The sequence below is a fragment of the Beutenbergia cavernae DSM 12333 genome (genome assembly GCF_000023105.1).
In the GTDB taxonomy this organism is placed as follows: Bacteria; Actinomycetota; Actinomycetes; order Actinomycetales; family Beutenbergiaceae; genus Beutenbergia; species Beutenbergia cavernae.
In genome coordinates this window covers 2,430,529-2,455,110 of the sequence record NC_012669.1, presented here as the reverse complement: position 1 = coordinate 2,455,110, position 24,582 = coordinate 2,430,529, and the positions used below count along the sequence as shown (strand labels likewise).

At 72.6% G+C, this 24,582-nt stretch carries 22 protein-coding genes; 12 read left to right on the top strand and 10 right to left on the bottom strand.

All coding sequences use genetic code 11. The features are described from left to right. Nucleotides 1–4 precede the first annotated feature (4 nt). Nucleotides 5–976: a bile acid:sodium symporter family protein gene (locus BCAV_RS10985; RefSeq protein WP_015882673.1), complete on the bottom strand. Its 972-nt coding sequence runs from the start codon at nt 974–976 to the stop codon at nt 5–7. A gap of 16 nt (nt 977–992) precedes the next feature. Then, a complete protein-coding gene (locus tag BCAV_RS10980) occupies nt 993–1,289 on the bottom strand; it encodes a YciI family protein (protein ID WP_015882672.1) in 297 nt (98 codons plus the stop codon). Between the two features lie 361 nt (nt 1,290–1,650). On the opposite strand from BCAV_RS10980, the gene BCAV_RS10975 reads away from it, so the two are divergent. Further along, complete coding sequence (locus BCAV_RS10975; RefSeq protein WP_015882671.1) at nt 1,651–2,205, top strand: MOSC domain-containing protein; 555 nt, start codon at nt 1,651–1,653, stop codon at nt 2,203–2,205. Between the two features lie 103 nt (nt 2,206–2,308). After that, nucleotides 2,309–5,170 (top strand): excinuclease ABC subunit UvrA, encoded by a 2,862-nt coding sequence (gene uvrA / locus BCAV_RS10970; RefSeq protein ID WP_043347024.1) that lies wholly within the window; start codon nt 2,309–2,311, stop codon nt 5,168–5,170. A 21-nt stretch (nt 5,171–5,191) separates the two neighbouring features. Here uvrA and BCAV_RS10965 read toward each other — a convergent pair whose 3' ends face one another. Then, complete coding sequence (locus BCAV_RS10965) at nt 5,192–5,698, bottom strand: OsmC family protein (RefSeq protein ID WP_015882669.1); 507 nt, start codon at nt 5,696–5,698, stop codon at nt 5,192–5,194. Between the two features lie 47 nt (nt 5,699–5,745). Then, nucleotides 5,746–6,555: an endonuclease/exonuclease/phosphatase family protein gene (locus BCAV_RS10960; RefSeq protein ID WP_015882668.1), complete on the bottom strand. Its 810-nt coding sequence runs from the start codon at nt 6,553–6,555 to the stop codon at nt 5,746–5,748. Nucleotides 6,556–6,608: 53 nt separating this feature from the next. On the opposite strand from BCAV_RS10960, the gene uvrC reads away from it, so the two are divergent. The 9 genes from uvrC (at nt 6,609) to BCAV_RS10915 (ending at nt 15,680) form a co-directional block, all read left to right on the top strand. After that, a complete protein-coding gene (gene uvrC, locus BCAV_RS10955) occupies nt 6,609–8,690 on the top strand; it encodes an excinuclease ABC subunit UvrC (protein ID WP_015882667.1) in 2,082 nt (693 codons plus the stop codon). A gap of 28 nt (nt 8,691–8,718) precedes the next feature. Beyond that, entirely contained in the window at nt 8,719–9,669 is a 951-nt protein-coding gene (gene rapZ / locus BCAV_RS10950) for an RNase adapter RapZ (RefSeq protein ID WP_043347021.1), read from the top strand. 2 nt (nt 9,670–9,671) lie between these two features. Next, nucleotides 9,672–10,658: a gluconeogenesis factor YvcK family protein gene (locus BCAV_RS10945; protein WP_015882665.1), complete on the top strand. Its 987-nt coding sequence runs from the start codon at nt 9,672–9,674 to the stop codon at nt 10,656–10,658. Between the two features lie 17 nt (nt 10,659–10,675). Beyond that, nucleotides 10,676–11,656 carry a DNA-binding protein WhiA gene (whiA, locus tag BCAV_RS10940; RefSeq protein ID WP_015882664.1) on the top strand — a complete coding sequence of 327 codons (981 nt, stop codon included), beginning with the start codon at nt 10,676–10,678 and terminating at the stop codon, nt 11,654–11,656. Between the two features lie 181 nt (nt 11,657–11,837). Further along, nucleotides 11,838–12,845: a type I glyceraldehyde-3-phosphate dehydrogenase gene (gene gap / locus BCAV_RS10935; RefSeq protein WP_015882663.1), complete on the top strand. Its 1,008-nt coding sequence runs from the start codon at nt 11,838–11,840 to the stop codon at nt 12,843–12,845. A 123-nt stretch (nt 12,846–12,968) separates the two neighbouring features. Beyond that, complete coding sequence (locus BCAV_RS10930) at nt 12,969–14,168, top strand: phosphoglycerate kinase (protein WP_015882662.1); 1,200 nt, start codon at nt 12,969–12,971, stop codon at nt 14,166–14,168. A gap of 2 nt (nt 14,169–14,170) precedes the next feature. After that, nucleotides 14,171–14,968: a triose-phosphate isomerase gene (gene tpiA / locus BCAV_RS10925; protein WP_015882661.1), complete on the top strand. Its 798-nt coding sequence runs from the start codon at nt 14,171–14,173 to the stop codon at nt 14,966–14,968. 106 nt (nt 14,969–15,074) lie between these two features. After that, complete coding sequence (gene secG, locus BCAV_RS10920) at nt 15,075–15,320, top strand: preprotein translocase subunit SecG (RefSeq protein WP_015882660.1); 246 nt, start codon at nt 15,075–15,077, stop codon at nt 15,318–15,320. Nucleotides 15,321–15,332: 12 nt separating this feature from the next. Further along, on the top strand, nt 15,333–15,680 hold the full coding sequence (locus BCAV_RS10915) for an RNA polymerase-binding protein RbpA (protein WP_043347017.1): 348 nt from the start codon (nt 15,333–15,335) through the stop codon (nt 15,678–15,680). A gap of 276 nt (nt 15,681–15,956) precedes the next feature. Here the strand turns inward: BCAV_RS10915 and BCAV_RS10910 are convergent, their stop codons facing one another. Genes BCAV_RS10910 through tkt form a run of 6 tightly spaced genes read right to left on the bottom strand, consistent with a single transcriptional unit; the run spans nt 15,957 to nt 23,234 of the window. Then, on the bottom strand, nt 15,957–16,655 hold the full coding sequence (locus BCAV_RS10910; RefSeq protein ID WP_015882658.1) for an O-methyltransferase: 699 nt from the start codon (nt 16,653–16,655) through the stop codon (nt 15,957–15,959). Then, nucleotides 16,652–17,404, bottom strand: a complete 753-nt coding sequence (gene pgl, locus BCAV_RS10905; protein ID WP_015882657.1) for a 6-phosphogluconolactonase — start codon at nt 17,402–17,404, stop codon at nt 16,652–16,654. Before pgl ends, BCAV_RS10910 begins: the two co-directional genes overlap by 4 nt. After that, nucleotides 17,401–18,333, bottom strand: coding sequence for a glucose-6-phosphate dehydrogenase assembly protein OpcA (locus BCAV_RS10900; RefSeq protein WP_015882656.1), 933 nt, complete (start codon nt 18,331–18,333; stop codon nt 17,401–17,403). The genes pgl and BCAV_RS10900 overlap by 4 nt, the downstream gene beginning before the upstream one ends. After that, entirely contained in the window at nt 18,330–19,871 is a 1,542-nt protein-coding gene (zwf, locus tag BCAV_RS10895) for a glucose-6-phosphate dehydrogenase (protein ID WP_043347014.1), read from the bottom strand. The genes BCAV_RS10900 and zwf overlap by 4 nt, the downstream gene beginning before the upstream one ends. Further along, nucleotides 19,868–21,019, bottom strand: coding sequence for a transaldolase (gene tal / locus BCAV_RS10890; RefSeq protein ID WP_015882654.1), 1,152 nt, complete (start codon nt 21,017–21,019; stop codon nt 19,868–19,870). The genes zwf and tal overlap by 4 nt, the downstream gene beginning before the upstream one ends. A 49-nt stretch (nt 21,020–21,068) precedes the next feature. After that, nucleotides 21,069–23,234 carry a transketolase gene (tkt, locus tag BCAV_RS10885; protein ID WP_015882653.1) on the bottom strand — a complete coding sequence of 722 codons (2,166 nt, stop codon included), beginning with the start codon at nt 23,232–23,234 and terminating at the stop codon, nt 21,069–21,071. Nucleotides 23,235–23,598: 364 nt separating this feature from the next. Here tkt and BCAV_RS10880 point away from each other — a divergent pair, with 364 nt between their 5' ends. After that, a complete protein-coding gene (locus BCAV_RS10880; protein WP_425358460.1) occupies nt 23,599–24,582 on the top strand; it encodes a heme o synthase in 984 nt (327 codons plus the stop codon).

Genomic DNA, 24,582 nt, shown 5'->3' with positions numbered 1-24,582 from the left:
CGGATCAGGCGACGGCGTCCGGCCGGCGCGCGATCCGGCGCGCCAGCACGGCGCACGTGATGAGCTGCAGCTGGTGGAACACGATCACCGGCACGGCCACCTGGGCGGCCAGCGCCGGTGAGAACAGGACCGCCGCCATGGGGAGTCCGGTCGCCAGGGACTTCGTCGAGCCGACCATGAGCAGGGCCGAGCGACGCGCGCCGCCGAGCCGTAGCAGCGGCGCGCCGAACCACGCGGCGAGCAGGACGACGGTGAGCAGCACACCGCTCAGCAGGATGAGCCACACGAGCATCGACGGGCGGACGAGGGACCACGTGCCGTTCGCCGTCGCCGTCGCCACGGCCCCGAGGACGACGAGCAGGATCGTGGTGCGGTCCACGCCCACGGTCAGCCACCGCCGTGCCCGGATCCACGGCCCCGTCCACCGGGAGAGCAGCTGCCCCACGACGAACGGGAGCAGCAGGTGCAGGAGCACCGTCGGGAGGCCGCCGAGACCCGCGGCCCCGGACGTCCGGCCCATGATCAGCAGGACCAGCGCCGGCGTGAGGAGCATGCCGAGGACGTTCGAGAGCGTGGCCCCGCAGATCGCGCCGGCGACGTCGCCGCGGGCCACCGAGACGAACGCCACCGAGGACTGCACGGTGGAGGGCAGCAGCGTGAGGAAGAGCATCCCGGTCGCGAGGACGGTGCCCAGGAGCGGCTCCGCCACGCTCGAGAGCAGGAGACCGAGGGCCGGGAACAGGACGAACGTCGCCGCGAGCATCGCCCCCTGGAGCCGGGCGTCGCGCAGCCCGGCGACGACCTCCCTCGTCGCGAGGCGCATGCCGTAGACGAGGAACAGGACGGTGACGGCGATGTCGCCGGTGACGTCGACGACGGACCGCACCTGCGCCGTCGTCGGGACGAACAGCCCGATCAGGAGGGTCGCGACGAGCGCGAGGACGAACGGGTCGACCCAGGCCCGCAGTGCCTTCATCGCGTCGTCAGCGGTGTCACAGCGCGGACGCCCAGGGGCCGATCACGGGCTCCCACGCACGAGCCTCCCGGTCCGCGATGATGCCCGCCGCGGCGAACGGGTCGGCGTCGAGAGCACGCAGCGCCTCGTCCGCGTCGTCGCCGCGGACGAGCAGGAGGGCGCCGGGCGAGCCCGTGAACGGGCCGGACGCCAGGAGGCGGCCGTCGCGCTCCAGGCCGCGCAGGAAGTCGCGGTGCGCCGGGCGGACCTCGTCGCGGACGGCGACGGCGTCCGGCGTGTGGGCGTACGTGTACTCGACGGCGTAGACGGGCATGTCCCGAAGCGTACCCAGGGGGATCGGGACCGAGGGCAACGGAGCGAGGTCTCCGGAGCGAGGGACGAGCGCAGGAGGATCGCGACCGAGGGCAACGGAGCGAGGACTCCGGAGCGGGGGACGAGCGCAGGAGGATCGCGACCGAGGGCAACGGAGCGAGGACTCGACGCCGCCGTGGGACGACGCGGCAGACGAGACGGGCGTCGTACACACCTGCCGGGATGCCCGACCAGGCGATCGGTCGCGTTCGGGGCCTCGCCGACGCGACTCATCGCCTGGTCGCGGCCCCACGCGCGACTGATCGCCTGGTCACGCCCGCCGCCGAGCAGGTGCGGCGCAGGGTCCGGGTAGGGTCGCGAGCGTGACCCTCTCGCCCACGGCCACGGCCGTGTCCGTGCACAGCAACGCGAGCTACTCGTTCAGCAAGCCCGCCCGGGAGCGCATCCGGGTGATCGCCGGGATCGGCGTCGAGGACGACGTGCACGCCGGCGTGACGGTCAAGCACCGCTCGCGGGTCCGCGCCGACCCGACACGGCCGAACCTGCGTCAGGTGCACCTCATGCACGCGGAGCTGTTCGACGAGCTCGCCGCAGCGGGGTTCACCGTCGACCCCGGTGACCTCGGCGAGAACGTCACGACGCGGGGCGTGGACCTGCTCGACCTGCCGCGGGGGACGATCCTGCGGATCGGGCCCGACGTCGTCCTCGAGGTGACCGGCCTGCGCAACCCGTGCCAGCAGATCAACGACTTCGCCCCCGGGTTGCTGCGGCGCGTCGTGTTCCGGGACGACGACGGCGGGACGGTGCGCAAAGCGGGGATCATGACGGTGGCGCTCACCGGCGGCGAGATCGCCGGCGGCGACGCGATCGTCGTCGAGCTCCCGCCCGAACCGCACGAGCGCCTCGAACCCGTGTGAATACGCGGCCGGAGCGCGCTGGGCCGAGGCATCCCGCGACCCGCCGCGCCGACACGCCGTCGAACAGGTGTGCGATGTCGGTGGGCGCGCCTACCATGGCACGGTGAGTGAACACCTCGTCGTCTCCGGCGCGCGCGAGCACAACCTGCAGAACGTCTCGATCGATCTTCCGCGCGACCGCCTCATCGTCTTCACGGGCCTGTCCGGCTCCGGGAAGTCCTCCCTGGCGTTCGACACGATCTTCGCGGAGGGCCAGCGGCGCTACGTGGAGTCGCTGTCCTCGTACGCCCGTCAGTTCCTCGGTCAGATGGACAAGCCGGACGTCGACTTCATCGAGGGGCTGTCCCCGGCGGTGTCGATCGACCAGAAGTCGACGAACCGGAACCCGCGCTCGACGGTCGGCACGATCACCGAGGTGTACGACTACCTCCGGCTGCTGTTCGCTCGTGCCGGCACGCAGTTCTGCCCGGTCTGCGGCGAGCGCGTGACGGCGCAGACGCCGCAGCAGATCGTCGACCGGCTCCTCGAGCTGGACGAGGGCACCCGGTTCCAGGTGCTGGCTCCGGTGGTCCGTGGGCGCAAGGGCGAGTACGCCGACCTGTTCCGCGAGCTGCAGCAGCAGGGCTTCGCCCGCGCCCGGGTGGACGGCGAGGTCGTGCCGCTCGCCGAGCCGCCGACGCTGGAGAAGAAGCTCAAGCACTCGATCGAGGTGGTCGTCGACCGCCTCGTGGCCCGGGCGGGCTCGCGGCAGCGGATCACCGACTCCGTCGAGACGGCGCTGCGCCTCGCGGAGGGCCTGCTCGTCGTCGAGCTCGTGGACCTTCCGGCCGACGCACCCGATCGGGAACGGCGCTTCTCCGAGAAGCGGGCGTGCCCGAACGACCACCCGCTCGCGCTCGACGAGATCGAGCCGCGCACGTTCTCGTTCAACGCGCCGTACGGGGCGTGCCCCGAGTGCACGGGCCTCGGGTCGCGGCTCGAGGTCGACCCGGAGCTGCTCGTACCGGACGAGGAGCTGACGCTCGCGCAGGGCGCCATCGCCCCATGGGCGCAGGCCTCGTCGGAGTACTACGGCCGGCTCCTGGCCGCGCTCGGCGAGGAGCTCGGGTTCTCCGTCGACGTCCCGTGGCGCGCCCTCCCGAAGCGCGCGAAGGAGGCGGTCCTGTACGGCAAGGACCACGAGGTCCACGTGCGGTACAAGAACCGCTGGGGGCGCGAGCGGCAGTACTCCTCGGGCTTCGAGGGCGCCGTCACGTTCATCCAGCGCCGGCACTCGGAGACGGAGTCCGAGTGGTCCCGGGAGAAGTACGAGGGCTTCATGCGCGAGGTGCCCTGCCCGGTGTGCCAGGGCACCCGCCTCAAGCCGGAGGTCCTCGCGGTGCGCATCGGCGGCCGCTCCATCGCCGAGGTGTGCGCGCTGCCGATCGACGAGGCGAAGGTTTTCCTCGACACGCTCGACCTGGGGGTGCGGGAGCGCGCGATCGCCGGGCAGGTGCTCAAGGAGATCCACGCCCGCCTCGGGTTCCTGCTCGACGTCGGGCTCGACTACCTGACGCTGTCCCGCCCGTCGGGCACGCTGTCCGGCGGCGAGGCGCAGCGGATCCGCCTCGCGACGCAGATCGGCTCGGGCCTCGTCGGCGTGCTGTACGTCCTGGACGAGCCGAGCATCGGGCTGCACCAGCGGGACAACCGGCGGCTCATCGACACGCTCACGCGTCTGCGCGACCTCGGGAACACGCTGATCGTCGTCGAGCACGACGAGGACACGATCCGGGCCGCCGACTGGATCGTGGACATCGGGCCGGGGGCGGGGGAGCACGGCGGGCGGATCGTGCACTCCGGGGACTTCGCCGGGCTCCTCGAGGCGGAGGAGTCGCTCACCGGTGCGTACCTCGACGGTCGCCGCGAGATCCCGGTGCCGCCGGTGCGCCGGCCGCGGGACGCGAAGCGACAGCTCACGGTGGTCGGCGCGCGGGAGAACAACCTGCGCGGCGTCACGGTGTCGTTCCCGCTCGGCCTGTTCGTCGCCGTGACGGGGGTGTCGGGTTCCGGCAAGTCGACGCTCGTCAACGGGATCCTGTACAACGTGCTCGCGAACGAGCTCAACGGTGCGCGGCACGTGCCCGGCCGGCACACCCGGGTCACGGGCATGGACGGGCTCGACAAGACGGTGCACGTCGACCAAGGTCCGATCGGGCGGACGCCGCGGTCGAACCCCGCCACGTACACGGGGGTCTGGGACCACGTGCGCCGGCTGTTCGCCGAGACCACCGAGGCGAAGGTCCGCGGGTACACCCCGGGGCGGTTCTCGTTCAACGTCAAGGGCGGCCGGTGCGAGGCGTGCTCGGGCGACGGGACGCTGAAGATCGAGATGAACTTCCTCCCGGACGTGTACGTGCCGTGCGAGGTGTGCCACGGCGCCCGGTACAACCGCGAGACGCTCGAGGTGCACTTCAAGGGCAAGACCGTCGCCGACGTGCTGGCGATGCCGATCTCGGAGGCCGCCGACTTCTTCGCCGCCGTTCCGGCGATCTCGCGTCACCTGCGCACCCTCGTCGACGTCGGTCTCGGTTACGTGCGGCTCGGGCAGCCGGCGCCCACGCTGTCCGGGGGCGAGGCCCAGCGGGTGAAGCTCGCCAGCGAGCTGCAGAAGCGGTCGAGCGGCCGCACGGTGTACGTGCTCGACGAGCCGACCACGGGGCTCCACTTCGAGGACATCCGGAAGCTGCTCGAGGTGCTGCAGGGCCTGGTCGACAAGGGCAACACCGTCATCGTCATCGAGCACAACCTCGACGTGATCCGGAACGCCGACTGGGTGGTCGACCTCGGCCCGGAGGGTGGCAACGGGGGCGGGACGGTCGTGGCGGAGGGGACGCCCGAGGTGATCGCCCGCGCGGCGGAGAGCCACACCGGGGCCTTCCTGTCGGATCTTGTGCCGGCCGAGCGGGAACCGGTCAGCGCCTGACCGGCGAGCCCGTGCGCGAGCTCAGGCGGGTGCGCCGGCCCCGAGCGGCGCCGGGTCCAGCAGCACCGGGAAGTTGACCGAGCGGGCGATGAAGCAGTGGTCGTGGGCGCGCTCGTGGAGCACGGCGAGGGCGGCGTCGTCGACGGGCTCCGCGCCGTCGGACGCGTCGCGGCGCGCGAGCTCGACCCGAGGGTGCAGCACGACCTCGACGAACTGGCCGGCGCCGCCGGTCTCGACGCGCATCGTCCCGAGGGCGCGGTCGGAGTAGGAGGTCACGACGACGCCGGACGTCGACGCCAGGTGCAGGAACCACAGCATGTGGCACTGGGCGAGGGCGGCGACCAGCAGCTCCTCCGGCGTGTAGCGCTCAGGGTCGCCGCGGAACGCGGGATCGGCCGACCCGGGCAGGGGCGGCTTCCCGGTGATGAGGACCTCGTGCTCGCGGGAGTAGGCGCGGTAGCCGATCGTGCCGCCCTCGCGCGCGCCGGTCCAGTCGACGCTCACCGTGTACGAGTGGAGTCCTCCCATCGGCACACGGTAGCGCGGGCCGCCGCGTCTGTCCGTCGAGTTGCGGCTCAGACGGTGAGGTCGACGACGACGGGCAGGTGGTCGCTCGGCACGACACCCGGTCCGGGCACCGGCACGTCGTACGCGACGACGCCGACGGCGTCGGACACGAGCACGTGGTCGATGCGGGAGTCGTCGTCGCCGGCTGTGTCCGCGACGGCGTCCGGGACCCAGTCGTGGAACGTCCCGCCGGGGCCGGTGGGAGCGGTGCGGCTCCGGGTGCGCGCGTCGTGGAGCGCGCCGGCGACCACGGCCAAGGGCTCGGTGCGGGGGCCGGCGTTGAGGTCGCCGAGGACGACGGCGGGGACGTCGCCGCGCTCCCGGACGGCGTCGAGCACGACCCGCAGCCCGAATGCCTGGGCGTCGGTGCTCTCGTGGTCGAGGTGCACGTTCCACACGCCGATCGATCCGGCCCGGCCGGCGCCGTCGACAGGCTCCAGCACCGCCCACGTGCAGGTCCGCGGGAACGTCGTCCCGGCGAACCGGCTCGGCACCGCCGGCGTCTCGGACAGCCAGAACGTGCCCCACTCCGCGATGCGCCACGCGGCCCGGCGCACGAGGAGAGGCACGTGCTCGCCGCCCGCGGCGCCGTCGTCGCGGCCCACGCCCACGGCCTCGTACTCCGGCAGGTCCGCGCGCAGGTCCGCGAGCTGGTGGGACTGGACCTCCTGCAGCCCGACCACGTCGGGAGCAGCCGCCCGGATCGTGGCGGCGACGGCGGCCCGGCGCGGCGCCCACGCGGCGACGGGGCTGGCGGCGTCGTCGTACTTGATGTTGAACGTCATGACGCGCAGCGGCGTCCCCTGGTGTCCGGCCACAGCCACCATCCTGGTGCACGCGGACCGTGGGACACACGTTCTAAGGTGGAGGCATGGCTGACCCGACGACGTACCGACCGCGTCCCGGGGAGATCCCGGACGCGCCGGGGGTGTACCGGTTCCGGGACCCGCACGGCCGCGTCGTCTACGTCGGGAAGGCGAAGAGCCTCCGGTCCCGTCTCTCGAGCTACTTCCAGGACCTCAGCGCGCTGCACCCACGCACGCAGCAGATGGTCACGACGGCGAGCTCCGTCGAGTGGACGGTGGTCGGGACCGAGGTCGAGGCGCTCCAGCTCGAGTACTCGTGGATCAAGGAGTTCGACCCGAGGTTCAACGTCAAGTACCGGGACGACAAGTCGTACCCCTACCTCGCCGTCACCATGGGTGAGGAGGTCCCACGCGTCCAGGTGATGCGCGGCGCCAAGCGGAAGGGCACGCGGTACTTCGGGCCCTACGGCCACGCGTGGGCGATCCGGGAGACCGTCGATCTGCTGCTGCGCGTGTTCCCCGTCCGGACGTGCTCGTCCGGTGTCTACAAGCGAGCGGCGGCGAGCGGTCGCCCGTGCCTCCTCGGGTACATCGACAAGTGCTCGGCCCCGTGCGTCGGCCGCATCAGCGTCGAGGATCACCGCGATCTGGCCGAGGACTTCTGCTCGTTCATGGCGGGGGAGTCGGGCGTCTTCCTGCGCCGGCTCGAGTCCGAGATGGCGGCCGCGTCCGCCGAGCTGGACTTCGAGCGCGCCGCGCGCGTGCGGGACGACATCAACGCGCTGCGCCGCGTGGTCGAGAAGAACGCCGTGGTCCTCGCGGACGGCACCGACGCCGACGTGTTCGCGCTCGCCGCCGACGAGCTCGAGGTGTCGGTCCAGGTGTTCCATGTGCGCGGCGGGCGGGTTCGCGGGCAGCGCGGCTGGGTCACCGAGCGGGTGGAGGACCTCGACGACGGAGCGCTCGTCGAGCGGCTGCTCCAGCAGGTGTACGGGCCGTACGCCACGGAGAAGGGCCCGGACGGCGGCGCGACCGGCGTGCCGCGCGAGGTGCTCGTGCCGGCGCTGCCGGACGACGCCGTCGAGCTCGCGGAGTGGCTCAGCACGCTGCGCGGTTCCCGGGTCTCGCTGCGGATCCCGCAGCGCGGCGAGAAGCGCGCCCTCGCCGAGACTGTCCGGACGAATGCGCAGCAGGCGCTCGCGCTGCACAAGACGCGCCGAGCCGGTGACCTGACGTCCCGGTCGCGTGCGCTGTCCGAGCTTCAGGAGGAGCTCGGCCTGGCCGAGTCACCGCTGCGCATCGAGTGCTACGACATCTCGACCCTGCAGGGCACGCACCAGGTCGGGTCGATGGTGGTGTTCGAGGACGGGCTGGCGCGCAAGTCCGAGTACCGCCAGTTCGTGGTCCGAGGTGCCGACGGGCAGGGCGCCCGCGACGACACCGAGGCCATGCACGAGGTCATCACGCGGCGCTTCCGCCGCTACCTCGCGCAGCGCGACGTCGGCGTGGCCGGCGGCGGGAGCGGTGAGGTGCCGGCGGAGGACGACGACGGCGTCGCGATCGCCGGCCCGGTGGATCCGGAGACGGGCCGGCCGGCGAGGTTCGCGTACCCGCCGAACCTCGTCGTCGTCGACGGCGGGCCACCGCAGGTGGCGGCCGCCCAGCGCGCGCTCGACGAGCTCGGCGTGAGCGATGTGGCCCTCGTCGGCCTGGCGAAGCGGCTCGAGGAGGTGTGGCTGCCGGGCGAGGAGTACCCGCTCGTGCTCCCGCGCGCCAGCGAGGGCCTGTACCTCCTGCAGCGCGTGCGGGACGAGGCGCACCGGTTCGCGATCACGCACCACCGCAAGCGCCGGGGCAAGTCGATGACGCGGTCCACGCTCGACGACGTCCCGGGGCTCGGGCCGTCGCGGCAGGCCGCGCTGCTCCAGGCCTTCGGCTCGGTGCGAAGGATCCGCGCGGCGACGCCGGAGGAGATCGCGGCGGTCCCCGGCTTCGGCAGGCGCACGGCCGAGCAGGTGCTGGCCGCCCTGGCGCCGTCACCCGACGACGCGACGACGGAGCCGGGCGCCGTCGGCGAGCCGGGCACGGCGGACGGGGCCGCCGCGGACCCGGACGGTCGGGACGCCGTCGTCGTCCCCGAGGGCTGAGCACCCGCTCGCCTGGCATCCTGGGGGGATGAGCGCGCCGAGCCCCGAACCGTCCGGTCCGCCCACGGTCCCCGAGGGGATCCCGATGCTCGAGGCGCACACGCCACGGCCTGAGGACGAGCGCGCGGAGCTGCTCATCATCACGGGGATGTCGGGCGCCGGGCGCACCCGTGCCGCGGCGGTCCTGGAGGACCTCGACTGGTACGTCGTCGACAACCTGCCGCCGACGATGCTGCTGCCGCTGGCGGGGATGATGACGGCGAGCGGGGCCGGGGTGCGGCGGCTCGCCGTGGTCGTCGACGTGCGCGGCGGCGAGTTCTTCGCCGATCTGGCCCGGGTGATCGACGACATCCGGGCGCAGGACCTCGAGTACCGGATCGTGTTCCTGGACGCCTCGGACGAGGTGCTCGTGCGGCGCTTCGAGCAGGTCCGTCGCCCGCACCCGCTGCAGGGCGACGGGCGGATCCTCGACGGGATCGCCGAGGAGCGCCGGGTGCTCGCGCACCTGCGGGAGCGGTCCGACGTCGTCCTCGACACCACCGACCTCACCGTCCATGAGCTGGCGGCGCAGGTGCGGGACGTGGTGGCCGGCGAGGCCGACCGGCCGCTGCGACTCACGCTCGTCTCGTTCGGCTTCAAGTACGGGCTGCCGCTGGACGCCGACCACGTGGTGGACGTGCGGTTCCTCTCCAACCCGTACTGGGTCACGGAGCTGCGCCATCTCACGGGCCGTGACGACGCCGTGCGCGACTACGTGCTGGCGCTGCCCGGTGCGCAGGACTTCGTCGACGCGTACGTGTCCGCCGTCGAGCCCGTGCTCGACGGCTACCTCCGCGAGCAGAAGCCGTACGTCACGATCGCGGTGGGCTGCACCGGCGGCAAGCACAGGTCGGTCGCGATCGCCGAGGCGATGGCGGAGCGGCTCCGCGAGGACGGCAACTCGGTCCGCACCCTGCACCGTGACCTGGGTCGCGAGTGACCGTGCATCTCGACCCGCTCGGCCCGACGCCGTCGGCGCCGCCCCGCATCGTCGCCCTCGGCGGCGGTCACGGGCTCTCGTCCACGCTCATGGCGTTGCGGCACCTCACCCCGGACCTCACCGCCGTCGTGACGGTGGCCGACGACGGCGGCTCGTCCGGTCGGCTGCGTTCCGAGCTCGGCATCCTCCCGCCGGGTGACCTGCGGATGGCGTTGGCGGCCCTGTGCGACGACACGCCCCGGGGCCGGCGGTGGCACGACCTGCTGCAGCACCGCTTCGACACCGACGGCCCGCTCGACGCGCACGCGGCCGGCAACCTCGTCATCGCCGCGGCGTGGGCGGTCGCCGGCGACCCGGTCTCCGGCCTGGACGGGCTCGCCGAGCTGATCGGCGCGCGCGGCAGGGTGCTCCCCATGGCGGCGGTGCCGCTCCAGATCGAGGCGGACGTCACGCGCGACGGTGGCCTCGACGTCGTCGTCCGCGGCCAGAGCCGGGTCGCCGTGACGAGCGGGCGGGTCGCGCGCGTGCGCCTGGTCCCGGAGGGGCCACCGGCGTGCCCGGAGGCGGTCGCAGCCGTCCGCGCGGCCGACTGGGTGGTGCTCGGCCCCGGATCCTGGTACACGTCCGTCATGCCCCATCTGCTCGTGCCCGAGCTGCGGGACGCGGTGCACGACGGCGGCGCCCGCGTGGCCCTGACGCTCAACCTGCAGGCGCAGCCGGGGGAGACCGAGGGCTTCTCCGCCGCCGACCACGTGGTCGCGCTGTCGCGCTACGACCCGGACCTGCGCCTCGACGTCGTGGTCGCCGATCCGACGTGGGTGGACGACGTCAGGGAGCTGGAGGCCAGCGTGCGGAGGCTCGGGGGAGAGCTCGTCCTGCGCCAGGTCCGGGCCGACGACGGGACGCCGCGGCACGACCCGCTGCGCCTCGCCGCCGCGTACCGGGACGCGTTCGCGGGCACCTGGGGCGACGTGGGAGCGGTCCGATGAGTGGCAGGATGGCCGCCATGTCGCTGACCGCTGCCGTGAAGGACGAGCTGGCCAGAGTCCGGGTCGACAAGATCTCCAGCCGCAAGGCCGAGGTGTCGGCGACGCTGAGGTTCGCGGGGGGACTCCACATCATCTCGGGCCGCATCGTGATCGAGGCGGAGCTGGACGCGGCGATCGCTGCCCGCCGGCTCCGCGTCGCGATCGCCGAGGTGTACGGCCACGTGAGCGACATCATCGTCGTCTCCGGTGGCGCGCTGCGGAAGGGCAACCGGTACGTCGTCCGCGTCGTGCGCGACGGCGAGGCGCTCGCTCGGCAGACCGGGCTGCTGGACAGCCGCGGGCGGCCCGTGCGCGGGCTCCCGCCCCAGGTGGTCTCCGCGAGCATCGGCGACACGGTCGCCGCCTGGCGGGGTGCCTTTCTCGCGCACGGATCCCTCACGGAGCCCGGCCGGTCCTCGGCCCTGGAGGTCACGTGCCCCGGGCCGGAGGCGGCGCTGGCGCTCGTGGGTGCCGCCCGCCGGCTCGGCATCACGTCGAAGGCGCGCGAGGTGCGCGGGGTGGACCGGGTCGTGATCCGGGACGGCGACGCGATCTCCGCGATCCTCACCCGGATGGGCGCGCACGACGCCGTCCTCGCCTGGGAGGAGCGCCGGATGCGTCGGGAGGTGCGCGGCACGGCGAACCGCCTGGCGAACTTCGACGACGCGAACCTGCGGCGGTCGGCACGGGCGGCGGTCGCGGCGAGCGCACGCGTGGAGCGGGCGTTCGAGATCCTCGCCGAGGACGTGCCCGACCACCTGGTCGAGGCCGGCCGGCTGCGCCTCGAGAACAAGCAGGCCTCGCTGGAGGAGCTGGGCCAGCTGTCCGACCCGCCGCTGACGAAGGACGCCGTCGCCGGCCGCATCCGGCGCCTTCTCGCGATGGCCGACAAGAAGGCGTCGGACCTCGGGATCCCCGACACCGAGAGCATCCTCACACCGGAGATGCTCGACCTCTGAGACGCCCCCCTGGGCGGGACCTCCTACCCAGGTGACCCCTCCGGAGCCGGTGTAGGGTCGCAAGATGGAGGGCGGCCCCAAGGGTCCGCCCCGCCGCCTGCGCCCGACGGGGTACTGATCCGGTCGACGTGGGCGAGCTCCATCGCAACGACCTGCGCGCTCCGCGCACGAGGAGGACATGGTGACCATCCGCGTCGGTATCAACGGCTTCGGCCGCATCGGACGGAACTACTACCGAGCGATCGTCGCGTCGGGGGCGGACATCGAGGTCGTGGGCGTCAACGACCTGACGGACAACAAGACGCTCGCGCACCTGCTCAAGTACGACACCGTGCTCGGCCGCTTCCCGGCCGAGGTGTCCTACGACGAGGGCAACATCATCGTCGGCGGCACGAAGATCCGCGCGCTCGAGGAGCGCGACCCGGCGAACCTGCCGTGGGCGGAGCTCGGCGCGGACGTCGTCATCGAGTCCACGGGCTTCTTCACCGATGCCACCAAGGCCAAGGCGCACATCGACGCGGGCGCCAAGAAGGTCATCATCTCCGCGCCCGGCAAGAACGACGACGGCACGTTCGTCGTCGGCGTGAACCACACGGAGTACGACCCGGCCACGCAGCACGTCATCTCGAACGCGTCCTGCACCACGAACTGCCTCGCGCCGCTCGCGAAGGCGATCAACGACGCGTTCGGCATCCAGCACGGCCTCATGACGACGATCCACGCGTACACCGGCGACCAGAACCTGCAGGACGGTCCGCACAAGGACCTCCGCCGCGCCCGCGCAGCCGCGCAGAACATCGTGCCGACGTCGACCGGCGCCGCGAAGGCCATCGGCCTCGTGCTGCCGGCGCTCAAGGGCAAGCTCGACGGCTACGCCCTGCGCGTGCCGGTCATCACCGGCTCCGCCACCGACCTCACGGTCAACGTGGGTCGCGAGGACCTGACCGTCGACGACGTCAACGCGGCGGTCAAGGCCGCTGCCGACGGCGACCTCAAGGGCGTGCTCGAGTACGTCGACGACGAGATCGTGTCGTCCGACATCGTCACCAACCCGCACCAGAGCATCTTCGATGCGAAGCTCACGAAGGTGATCGGCAACCAGGTCAAGGTCGTGGCCTGGTACGACAACGAGTGGGGCTACTCCAACAGCCTCGTCGCGCTCACGAAGTACGTGGGCGAGCGGCTCTGACGTAGTCCGCATCCCGGCTCATGCCTCCGCGCCCGCTCCGCCAGGACGGGCGCGGAGGTCTGTCCGGCCACTGACGTCACCGAGGCGCTCGACCGGCCTCACGACCCGACCTGAGGAGAGACGATGAGGACCATCGACGACCTGGGCGAGCTGCGCGGGAAGACCGTGCTCGTCCGCTCGGACTTCAACGTGCCGCTCGACGGCACCACCATCACCGACGACGGCCGGATCCGCGCGGCGCTGCCCACGCTGAAGCGGCTCGTCGACGCCGGGGCCAAGGTCGTCGTGACGGCGCACCTCGGGCGGCCGAAGGGCGCGCCGGACCCGGCGTTCTCGCTCGCGCCCGTCGCGCAGCGCCTCGGAGCGCTCCTCGGCACGCCCGTCGCGCTCGCGGCCGACGTCGTCGGCCCGTCCGCGCACGAGACGGTCGCTGCGCTCTCCGACGGCGACGTCGCGCTGCTCGAGAACGTGCGGTTCGACCCGCGCGAGTCGAGCAAGGACGACGCCGAGCGCCTCGAGCTGGCGCGCGCGTTCGCCGAGTTGGCCGACGCGTTCGTCTCCGACGGTTTCGGCGTCGTGCACCGCAAGCAGGCCAGCGTGTACGACGTCGCCACCCTGCTCCCGCACGCGGCGGGCGACCTCGTGCTCGCGGAGGTGACGGCGCTGCGGAAGGCGACGGACGATCCCGAGCGGCCGTACGCCGTCGTCCTCGGCGGTTCGAAGGTCTCCGACAAGCTCGGCGTCATCGCGAACCTGCTCACGAAGGCCGACACGCTCCTCATCGGCGGCGGGATGGTCTTCACGTTCCTCGCGGCGCAGGGCCACCAGGTGGGCAAGTCCCTGCTGGAGGAGGACCAGATCGACACGGTCAAGGGCTACCTCGACCAGGCCGAGCAGTCCGGCGTCACGATCGTGCTCCCGACGGACATCGTCGCGGCCGAGGCGTTCGCCGCTGACGCTCCGCACCAGGTCGTCGCCGCTGACGCGATCCCGGCGGACTCGATCGGCCTCGACATCGGACCCGAGTCCGGCGAGGCGTTCGCCGCCGTCATCCGCGGGGCGAAGACCGTCGTCTGGAACGGCCCCATGGGGGTCTTCGAGTTCGACGCCTTCGCCGCCGGCACGCGCGCCGTCGCCCAGGGGCTCACCGACGCCACCGCAGCCGGCGCCTTCACCATCGTCGGCGGCGGAGACTCCGCGGCGGCCGTCCGTTCGCTCGGCTTCGACGAGGCCGGGTTCAGCCACATCTCGACCGGAGGTGGCGCGAGCCTCGAGTTCCTCGAGGGCAAGACGCTCCCCGGCCTCGCCGTCCTGGAGGACTGATCATGGCCAGCACCCGTACCCCGCTGATGGCGGGCAACTGGAAGATGAACCTCGACCACCACCAGGCGACGCACCTCGTGCAGAAGCTCGCGTGGACGCTCGGGGACGCCAAGCACGACTACACCGGCGTGGAGGTCGTCGTCGCGCCGTCGTTCACGAACCTGCGGTCCGTGCAGACGCTCGTCGACGCCGACCGGCTGGGCATCCGTTACGCCTCCCAGGACGTCTCGGCGCACGCCTCCGGCGCGTACACCGGTGAGGTGTCGGCCTCCCAGCTGGCGAAGCTCGGCGTCACCTACGCGATCATCGGGCACTCCGAGCGGCGCCAGTTCCACGCGGAGGACGACGCCGTCGTCAACGCGAAGTCGAAGGCGGCGCTCGGCGAGGGCATCGTCCCGCTGGTGTGCGTCGGCGAAGGGCTCGACGTGCGGCAGGCCGGCGAGCAGGTGCCGTACACGCTCGCTCAGGTCGACGGCGCGTTCGACGGGATCTCCGCCGACGACGCCGCGACGATCGTCGTCGCGTACGAGCCCGTCTGGGCCATCGGGACCGGCGAGGTCGCGACACCCGAGGACGCGCAGGAGGTCTGCGCGGCGATCCGCGTCCGCCTCAGCGAGTTGTACTCACCGGAGGTGGCAGGCGCCGTCCGCGTCCTCTACGGCGGCTCCGTGAAGTCCGGGAACGTCGCGGCCATCATGGCCAAGCCCGACGTCGACGGCGCGCTCGTCGGCGGGGCGAGCCTCGACGCCGACGAGTTCGCGGCCATCGTCCGCTACCAGCAGCACGCCGTCGGCCTCTAGCCGGTCGTTCGTGGCAGGCGGCGGGCCCGATCGCCTATCCTTGACCGGGCCCGCCGCTGCCGCAGCGTACGGTGGGTACGACCCGCGACGTGAAGAACGGAACCACGTGGACGCTCTACGCATCTCCCTGCAGGTCCTGCTCGTGCTCACGAGCGGGATCCTGATCCTGACGATCCTCATGCACAAGGGCAAGGGCGGGGGCCTCTCCGACATGTTCGGGGGCGGACTGTCGACCAGCGTCGCGTCGTCGGGCGTCGCCGAACGCAACCTCAACCGCATCACCATCGGCACCGCCCTCATCTGGGGCGTCGTCGTGGTGCTGCTGGGTCTGATCCAGAAGTTCACGGTCTGAGAAGGGACGCACGTGGCTGGTGGTAGCGCAATCCGGGGGTCGCGCGTCGGCGCAGGCCCGATGGGCGAGGCGGAACGTGGGGAGGCCGCGCCGCGGGTGTGGGTGTCCTACTGGTGCGCCGCCGGCCACGAGACGCGTCCCAGCTTCGCCGAGGAGCCGGGGATGGTCGTCCCCGAGACGTGGGACTGCCCCCGCTGCGGGCTCCCTGCCGGCCAGGACCAGGAGAACCCGCCAGCGGCTCCCAAGAACGAGCCGTACAAGACGCACCTCGCGTACGTGAAGGAGCGTCGGAGCGACGCCGAGGGTGCCGAGCTCCTCGAAGAGGCGCTCGCCGCGCTTCGCGCTCGTCGGGGCGGCTGAGGTCGCGTCTGCGGGTGCGTCCGCGTCTGTGGGTGCGATCGCGTCGCCGCAAGGATGATCCAGCCTGCCCGGGCGCTCCTTCGTCGCGCCCCACGCCCAGCCACTCCGGGCCGGATCATCCTTCCGTCGCCGCTCGTTGGTGATCTCGCCTTCGTCGGTGGGCACCAGCTCAGGGCTTGACAGTGCTCAGACGCGGATTCCGCGTGACTGGGGTCGTCTCGGGAGCGCATGGGTCCCCGATCTACCCCACTCCAGGCGCGATCCCCGGCGCGACGGTCAGTCGGGGTCGCGCACGTCCGTACGGATCCCCACCAGCACGCCGTCGTAGCCCTTGGCGCCCACCGTCTGCAGGACCGTCGCATCGAGGCGCGGCTCGTCGCGGAGCGCCTCGAGCATCGCCCGCACGCCCTGCACGTCGGCGTCGTCGCGGGAGGGGTCCACCACGCCTCCGCCCCGGACGACGTTGTCGACGACCACGAGCCCTCCGCGGCGCACCAGCCTGATCGCCCACTCGACGTACGTCGGCAGGTTCGCCTTGTCCGCATCGAGGAACACGAGGTCCGCGCGCTCGTCGCCCAGCTCGTCGGCGAGGGCGGGCAACGCCTCCGTCGCGTCACCGAGGCGGACGTCCACCTTCTCGAGCAGGCCGGCCCGAGCCAGGTTCACGCGGGCGACGTCGGCGTGCCGCGGCGAGTACTCGATCGTCACGACCCGGCCGTCGCCGGCCACGCCCCGCGCCAGCCACGTCGTCGAGTAGCCACCGAGCGTGCCCACCTCCACCACCAGCCGGGCGTCGACCGTGCGTGCCAGCACCTGGAGGAAGGCTCCCTGCAGCGGCGACACGGCGATCGCCGGCAGGCCGGCCGCCGTGCTCGCCTCCAGCGTCGCCTCGAGCACCGGGTCCGCGGGCAGCAGCGCCTGCGCCGCCCAGTCGTCGACCTCGGCCCACACCTGGCGCGCTGAGTCGTCGCTCATCCGTCGTCCTCCTCGGATCCGGCCGCGGCCACGTCCAGCAGCCACAGCGTGACGTCGTGCCCGTGCGCCCCGCTCACCGGCGCCTCGTGGACGTCGACGCCGCCGAGGCCCGCCCGGACGGCGTCGGCCTTGTCCGCCCCGGCGACGACGAACCACACCTGGTGCGCCGCCGCGATCGCCTCGAACGTGAGGGAGACCCGTTCCGGTGGCGGCTTCGGCGCACCCTGGACGCCGACGGCGGCCACCCCGGTCACGTCGAGGGCCGGCTGCCCGGGGAAGAGCGATGCCACGTGCGCGTCCGGGCCGACGCCGAGCAGCAGGACGGCGAAGCCCGGAACCGTAGCGCCGTCGGGAGCGTGCGCGGCGAGCTCGGCGGCGTACGCGGCCGCCGCATCCTCCGGCGAGCCGACGACGTCGGGTCCCGGCACCGCATGCACGTTCCCGGCGGGCAGGTCGAGCACGTCGAGCAGGGCGGCACGCGCCTGCGTCTCGTTGCGGTCCGGGTCGCCGGCGGGGAGGAAACGCTCGTCGCCCCACCACACGTGCAGGCTCGTCCGGTCGACCAGCCCGAGGAGCGGGCTGCGGCCGAGCGCGGCGAGCGACGCGGTGCCCGCGGTGCCGCCGGTGAGGACCACGTGCACCGGGCTCGCCACCGCCTGGGCGTCGGCGATCGCGAGCGCGAGCCGGGCGGCCACCGCCTCGGCGAGCGTCTCGGCGTCGGGATGGACGACGACGGCCCGTGCGCTCATCGCTTCTCCTCCTTCGCGAGGCGCGCCAGTCCCTTCGTCAGCACCGTCCCGTACACCTCGTCCGGGTCGAGCCGCCGGAGCTCCTCGACGAGGCAGTCCGACAGCGTGCGCAGCGGCAACGAGACCTTCTGCTTGATCCCGTCGGGGCGGGTGATGTGCAGGACGGACGAGCCCTCGGGTCGCACCATCGCGATGTCGCCACCGGCGCGCGTCAGACGGACGCCGGTGAGCGCGACCGCGTCCGCCTCGTGCTCCACGGTGATGGCCGTGCGCAGGGCGAGCCCGAGCCAGGCCGCGAGCATCGTGACCGAGGGATGCGCACTGTTCCCCGTGATCGTCACGGAGCGCACGGTCTCGAACGGCGGCTCGTCGAGCGCCGCGGAGATGAGACCCCGCCAGAGCGTCGCGCGGGCCCAGGCGAGGTCGGTGTCGCCGGGGCTGTGGTGCGCCGCCAGCCTCGTCAGCTCCGCCCTGGGGTCGGGGCACTGCAGCACGTCGGTGATACGCCGCTGCGCCATCACGCCGAGCGGGGACTCGGCGGGGGAGACGGGCACCTCGTGCGTCCACCACGTGACGATCGGCGCGTCCGGGAGCAGGAGCGGCATGACGAGCGTGTCGAGAGTCTCGCGGACGGCGCCGTGCGGCCGCAGCACGATGACCTCGCTCGCACCGGCGTCGCCGCCGACGCGGATCTCCGCGTCGAGGCCGTCCGCCTCGCCGGCCGCGCCCGCCACGATGACGATCACGCGGCAGGGGTGCTCGCGGCTGGCGTCGTTCGCCGCGTCGACGGCTTCCTCGAGGTCCCCGCCGTTGACGACGACGATGAGCGTGAGCACGCGCCCGAGCGCGACGGCACCACCCTCCTCCCGCAACGCGACGAGCCGGGCGGCGACCTTCGACGTCGTCGTCTCCTCGAGCCGGATGATCACGGTCGCCTCCAGATCCGTCCGTCGCGGGCGAGCATGGCGTCGGCGCTCTCCGGCCCCCAGGTGCCCGGACGGTACGCGTCGGGACGGCCGTGGCGCTCCCAGTAGTCGATGATCGGGTCGAGGATCTCCCAGGAGAGCTCGACCTCGCGGTGGTGGGGGAACAGCGGCGGGTCGCCGAGCAGCACGTCGAGGATGAGCCGTTCGTACGCCTCGGGGGAGGACTCCGTGAACGCGTGCCCGTACCCGAAGTCCATCGTGACGTCGCGCACCTCCATCGCGGTGCCCGGCACCTTGGCGCCGAACCGGAGCGTCACGCCCTCGTCGGGCTGCACGCGGATCACTATCGCGTTCTGCCCGAGCTCCTGCGTCGCGGACAGGGCGAACGGGAGGTGCGGCGCACGCTTGAACACGACGGCGATCTCCGTCACCCGGCGCCCGAGCCGCTTGCCGGCGCGGAGGTAGAACGGGACTCCGGCCCAGCGGCGCGTGTCGACGTCGAGACGGATCGCCGCGTAGGTCTCCGTGGTGGAGGACGCCGGGATGCCGTCCTCGTCGTGGTACCCCAGGACCTTCTCGCCCGCCTGCCAGCCCGCCGCGTACTGCCCGCGGGCGGTGTGCCGCCCGAGGTCGCGGGGGCGGACGACGGCGGAGAGGACCTTCTCCTTCTCGGCCCGCAGCGAGGCGGCGTCGAACGAGACCGGCTCCTCCATCGCGGTGAGGGCGAGCAGCTGGAGGAGGTGGTTCTGGATGACGTCGCGGGCCGCTCCGATGCCGTCGTAGTACCCGGCGCGCGAGCCGATGCCGATGTCCTCGGCCATCGTGATCTGGACGTGGTCGACGTAGTTCGCATTCCACACCGGCTCGAACAGCTGGTTCGCGAACCGCATGGCGAGGAGGTTCTGGACCGTCTCCTTGCCGAGGTAGTGGTCGATGCGGAACACCGAGTCGCTCGGGAACACCTGGGAAACGACGTCGTTGAGCTCGCGCGCGGAGGCCAGGTCGTGCCCGAACGGCTTCTCGATGACGACCCGCCGCCACGCCCCCGGCTTCGACTGGGACAGGCCGGACTCCGCGAGCTGCTGGCACACGAGCGGGAACGAGCTCGGGGGCACCGACAGGTAGAAGGCGTGGTTGCCGCCGGTACCCCGCTCCCGGTCCAGCTCGGCCACGGTGTCGGCGAGGCGCTCGAACGCCGCGTCGTCGTCGAACTCGCCGGGGACGAACCGGATCCCGGCCTCCAGCTGCTTCCAGACGCGTTCCCGGAACGGCGTGCGGGCGTGCGCCTGCACCGCCTCCTTCGTGACCTGGGCGAAGTGGTCGGCGTTCCAGTCGCGGCGCGCGAAGCCCGTGAGGCCGAAGCCCGGCGGGAGCAGGCCGCGGTTCGTGAGGTCGTAGACGGCGGGGAGCAGCTTCTTGCGGGCCAGGTCCCCGGTGACGCCGAAGATGACGAGCCCCGACGGGCCGGCGATGCGGGGGAGCCGGCGGTCGAGCGGGTTGTGCAACGGGTTCTGACCGGCGGACACCTTCGCGGGGCTCACGCCGTGGCCCCGTTGGTGCGAGAGGCGGCCTTGTCGAGCTCGCTCTGCACCGTGCCGAGCAGCTCGTTCTGGCTGGCGACGAACTTCTCGACGCCTTCCTCCTCGAGCTCGGTGAGCAACCGCTCGTACGGCACGCCGAGCCGGACGACGGCGTCGAGGTGCTCGCGCGCCGCGACCGCCGTCCCGTGCACGGTGTCGACCGGGCCGTCGCCGTCGGGCAGCCGCGCGTGATCCGCCACCGCCTGCAGCGTCTTCTCCGGCATCGTGTTGACGACGTGCGGGGCGATCAGCTCGTCGACGTACCGGGTGTCCGGGTAGGAGGGGTCCTTGACCCCCGTCGACGCCCAGAGCGGACGCTGCACGCGTGCCCCGGCCGAGGAGAGGTCGGCCCAGCGCGGCGACGAGAAGATCTCCTCGAACGCCTCGTACGCGAGCCGCGCGCCGGCGATCGCGGCACCGCCGCGGAGCGTGGCGGCCTCGTCCCCGCCGATCTCGTCGAGCACCGGGTCGATCTTGGCGTCGATCCTCGACAGGAACACCGAGGCCACCGAGGCGATCCGAGACAGGTCGAGCCCGGCGAGCTGCGCCTTCTCGAGACCGTCGAGGTAGGCCTGCGCGACGGCGCGGTAGCGGTCGAGCGAGAAGATCAGCGTCACGTTGACGCTGATCCCCTCGGAGATGGCCGCAGTGATCGCGGGGAGGCCCTGCTCGGTGGCCGGGATCTTCACGTACACGTTCGGGCGGTCGACGAGGGCCCACAGCCGCCGAGCCTGGGCGATCGTCTCCTCCGTGTCGCGGGCCAGACGTGGGTCGACCTCGATCGACACGCGCCCGTCCTGGAACCCGGACGCGGTGTAGAGGGGGGCGAGCACGGCCGTGGCCGAGCGCACGTCGTCGCTCGTGAGCGCGATCGCCGCCTCCTCCGCGCCGATCCCGCGGGCGGCGAGGTCGCCGACCTGGTCGGCGTACGCGTCGCCGTCCTGCAGCGCTGCGGCGAAGATCGTCGGGTTCGTCGTCACCCCCACGACGTGGCTCGTGCTCACGAGCTCCGCGAGCTCACCGGTGTCGAGCCGGTCCCGGGAGAGGTCGTCGAGCCAGATCGAGACGCCCGAGGCGCTGATCCGCTCGAGTCGGTCGTTCGACTGCATCTGATCCTCCGTCGTCTGGAAGGTCCCGGATCATGCCTGGGGCGTGGCCTCAGACCACCTGGTCGCCCGTCGCGCTCGCTCCGGCCGCGACGCGGCCTGCCGGAGCCGGGTCGCCGTTCGCGGCGGCGAGGGACTCGCGCGCCGCGGAGACGACAGCCTCCGGGGTGAAGCCGAACTCGCGGAACAGCGTGACGTGGTCGGCCGAGGCGCCGTAGTGCTCGATCGAGACGGAGCGCCCGGCGTCGCCGACGATCGCGTGCCAGCTCAGGGCGACTCCCGCCTCGACGCTGACGCGGGCGCGGACAGCGGCGGGCAGCACCTGCTCGCGGTAGTCGGCGTCCTGCTGGGCGAACCACTCGAGGCTTGGGGCGGACACGACCCGCGTCGCCACGCCGTCGGCCTCGAGCGTCTCGCGGGCGGCGACGGCGAGCTGCACCTCGGAGCCAGTGGCGACGAGGACGACGTCCGGCGTCGGGCGTGATGCCTCCACCAGCACGTAGGCGCCGCGCGCGACGCCGTCGGCCGCCGCGAACCCGTCCCTACCGCGCGGGAAGACCGGCACGTTCTGCCGCGTGAGGACGAGGCCGGTCGGCTCACGGCGGGACAGGATCTCCCGCCAGGCCACGGCCGTCTCGTTGGCGTCCGCGGGCCGCACGATCGTGAGGCCGGGGATGGCGCGCAGAGCCGCGAGGTGCTCGATCGGCTGGTGCGTCGGACCGTCCTCGCCGAGCCCGATCGAGTCGTGCGTCCACACGTACGTCGCCGGGACGCCCATGAGCGAGGCGAGCCGGACGGCGCCGCGCATGTAGTCGCTGAACGTGAGGAACGTGCCGCCGTAGGGGCGCGTGGGTCCGTGCAGGGCGATGCCGGACAGGATCGCCCCCATCGCGTGCTCGCGGATGCCGAAATGCAGCGTGCGCCCGTCGATGTCGCCCGGGAACTCCTTGGTGGCGTGCTCCGCCGGGATGAACGACTGCGCGCCCTTCATCGTGGTGTTGTTCGAGCCGGCGAGGTCGGCGCTGCCGCCCCAGAGCTCCGGGAGCACGTCGGCGAGCGCCGTCAGCACCTCGCCGGACGCCGAGCGCGTCGCCACGTCCTTCTCGGTGCCCCAGGTGGGGAGCGCGTCGGTCCAGCCGTCCGGCAGCTCGTGCGCGAGGAGCCGGTCGAGCAGCGCGGCGCGGTCGGGCTGGGCCGCGCGCCAGCTGTCGAACCCGGCCTGCCACTCGGCCCGCACCGTGCGGACGCGGTCGGCGAGCGACCGGGTGCGCTCGAGCACGGCGGGGGAGACGGCGAACGAGGCGTCGGGGTCGACGCCGAGGGCCTCCTTGAGGCCTCGCACCTCGTCGGTGCCCAGCTTGGAGCCGTGGGCACCGCCGGTGTTCTGCTTCGTGGGCGCCGGCCACGCGATGATCGTGCGCAGGTCGATGATCGACGGGCGCGACGTCTCGGCCTTCGCGGCGGCGAGCGCCGCGGCGAGCGCGTCGACGTCCTCGCGGTACTCCGTCCCGCCGTTCGTCCAGTCCACGCGCTGGGTGTGCCACCCGTACGCCTCGTACCGTGCGAGGACGTCCTCGGTGAACGCGATGGACGTGTGCCCCTCGATCGAGATCTCGTTGTTGTCCCAGACGACCACGAGGTTGCCGAGCTCCTGGGTGCCGGCGAGCGAGCTGGCCTCGCTCGTCACGCCCTCCTGGAGGTCGCCGTCGGACGCGATCACCCAGACGGTGTGGTCGAACGGGCTGGTGCCGTCCGGCGCGTCCGGGTCGAAGAGCGTGCGCTCGCGGCGGGCGGCCATCGCCATCCCGACGGCGCTCGCGAGGCCCTGACCGAGCGGTCCGGTGGTGATCTCCACGCCCTCGGTGTGCCGGTACTCCGGGTGCCCCGGCGTCTTCGAGCCCCACGTCCGCAGCGACTGGAGGTCCTCGAGCTCGAGCCCGAACCCGCCCAGGTAGAGCTGGATGTACTGCGTCAGGCTGGAGTGCCCGGCGGAGAGGACGAACCGGTCGCGACCCAGCCAGTGCGGGTCGGCCGGGTCGACCTGCATGGTGTTCTGGTACAGGAGGTACGCGAGCGGGGCCAGGCTGATCGCGGTCCCGGGGTGGCCGTTCCCGACCTTCTCGACGGCGTCGGCCGCGAGGGTGCGGACCGTGTTCACCGCCTCGACGTCCACCGAGTCCCAACCGACCTGTTGTGCCGTGGGGGCAGGTGCGTTCACGTCCGACCTCTCTCGTCACTCTCGCGTGGGCGCTGCGCCGCACGCATCCAAGCGTCTGGTGGCGGCGCACCGGGGCTTCGCACCGGGCGCTCGCTGTGTTCCACACGACAGTACTGCCGGTGGCCGGGGCCTCGCGCGCGGCGTCCGGAACGCGGGCGGCTGCCATAGGATGAGACGGATCCGAGCGAGACTCCGACAGCGAGCGCTAGCGAGCGCAGGAGGATCGCGACCGAGAATGCAGTGCGAGACTCCGACAGCGAGCGCTAGCGAGCGCAGGAGGATCGCGACCGATGAACGGCCGCACCGGCCTCTGGGCGCGCGGCACCACGATCCCGCGCTGCGGGGATGGGGAGCGAGGGCACGAGTGCGCACCGCCGAACCCGCGACGACTCCGGGGGCCGCAGGATCGGGCGAGACGGCGTCGGCATCGCTGCGTCCGCCGGTCCCGTCGTCACGCGGTGGGCGGTTGCGGGCGAAGGTCGGCGCGTACGTCGCGTTGACGAAGCCGCGGATCATCGAGCTGCTGCTCGTCACGACGCTGCCCACGATGATCCTCGCGGCGGGCGGCTGGCCAGGTTGGTGGCTCGCGATCGCGACCCTCGTGGGTGGTGCGTTCGCCGCCGGCTCCGCGAACACGCTCAACTGCTACATCGACCGCGACATCGACCAGGTGATGGCGCGGACGCGGAAGCGTCCGCTCGTCACGGGTGCTGTGACGCCTCGCGAGGCGCTCGTGTTCGGCCTCGTGCTCGGCGTCGTCGCGATCGCTTGGTTCGCGGTGTTCGTGAACGTCGTCGCGGCGGCGCTGACGCTCACGGCGATCCTGCTCTACGTGGTCGGCTACACGCTGATCCTCAAGCGTCGGACGTCCCAGAACATCGTGTGGGGCGGTTCCGCCGGGTGCATGCCCGTGCTCATCGGCTGGTCCGCCGTCACCGGCGGCCTCGACTGGGCCGCTCTCGTGCTGTTCGGGGTGATCTTCTTCTGGACGCCGCCGCACTACTGGCCGCTGTCGATGAAGTTCAAGCGCGACTACGCGAGCGCGAACGTGCCGATGCTCCCGGTCGTCGCGGCGGACACGAAGGTCGCCCGCGAGATGGTGGCGTACGGCGTGGCGATGGTGGCGTGCACGCTGGTGCTGATCCCGGTGGCCGGGATGGGCTGGCTGTACACGGCGACGGCGGTGGCCGCCGGTGCGTGGTTCATGTGGGCGTGCATCGGGCTGTACCGGCGTGCCGTCGGGCGCGCGCCCGGGAAGCTTCACGCGATGAAGGTGTTCCACGCCTCGATCACGTACCTCACGCTGGTGTTCGTGGCGATCGCGGTCGATCCGTTCCTGCCGTTCTGA

Coding starts and splice junctions, on each gene's coding strand:
- rapZ (WP_043347021.1), top strand. CDS start 8,719: ATGAGCGCGCCGAGCCCCGAACCGTCCGGTCCGCCCACGGTCCCCGAG.
- BCAV_RS10985 (WP_015882673.1), bottom strand. CDS start 976: ATGAAGGCACTGCGGGCCTGGGTCGACCCGTTCGTCCTCGCGCTCGTC.
- whiA (WP_015882664.1), top strand. CDS start 10,676: ATGTCGCTGACCGCTGCCGTGAAGGACGAGCTGGCCAGAGTCCGGGTC.
- tpiA (WP_015882661.1), top strand. CDS start 14,171: ATGGCCAGCACCCGTACCCCGCTGATGGCGGGCAACTGGAAGATGAAC.
- BCAV_RS10980 (WP_015882672.1), bottom strand. CDS start 1,289: ATGCCCGTCTACGCCGTCGAGTACACGTACGCCCACACGCCGGACGCC.
- pgl (WP_015882657.1), bottom strand. CDS start 17,404: ATGAGCGCACGGGCCGTCGTCGTCCATCCCGACGCCGAGACGCTCGCC.
- tal (WP_015882654.1), bottom strand. CDS start 21,019: ATGCAGTCGAACGACCGACTCGAGCGGATCAGCGCCTCGGGCGTCTCG.
- BCAV_RS10965 (WP_015882669.1), bottom strand. CDS start 5,698: ATGGGAGGACTCCACTCGTACACGGTGAGCGTCGACTGGACCGGCGCG.
- BCAV_RS10930 (WP_015882662.1), top strand. CDS start 12,969: ATGAGGACCATCGACGACCTGGGCGAGCTGCGCGGGAAGACCGTGCTC.
- BCAV_RS10910 (WP_015882658.1), bottom strand. CDS start 16,655: ATGAGCGACGACTCAGCGCGCCAGGTGTGGGCCGAGGTCGACGACTGG.
- uvrC (WP_015882667.1), top strand. CDS start 6,609: ATGGCTGACCCGACGACGTACCGACCGCGTCCCGGGGAGATCCCGGAC.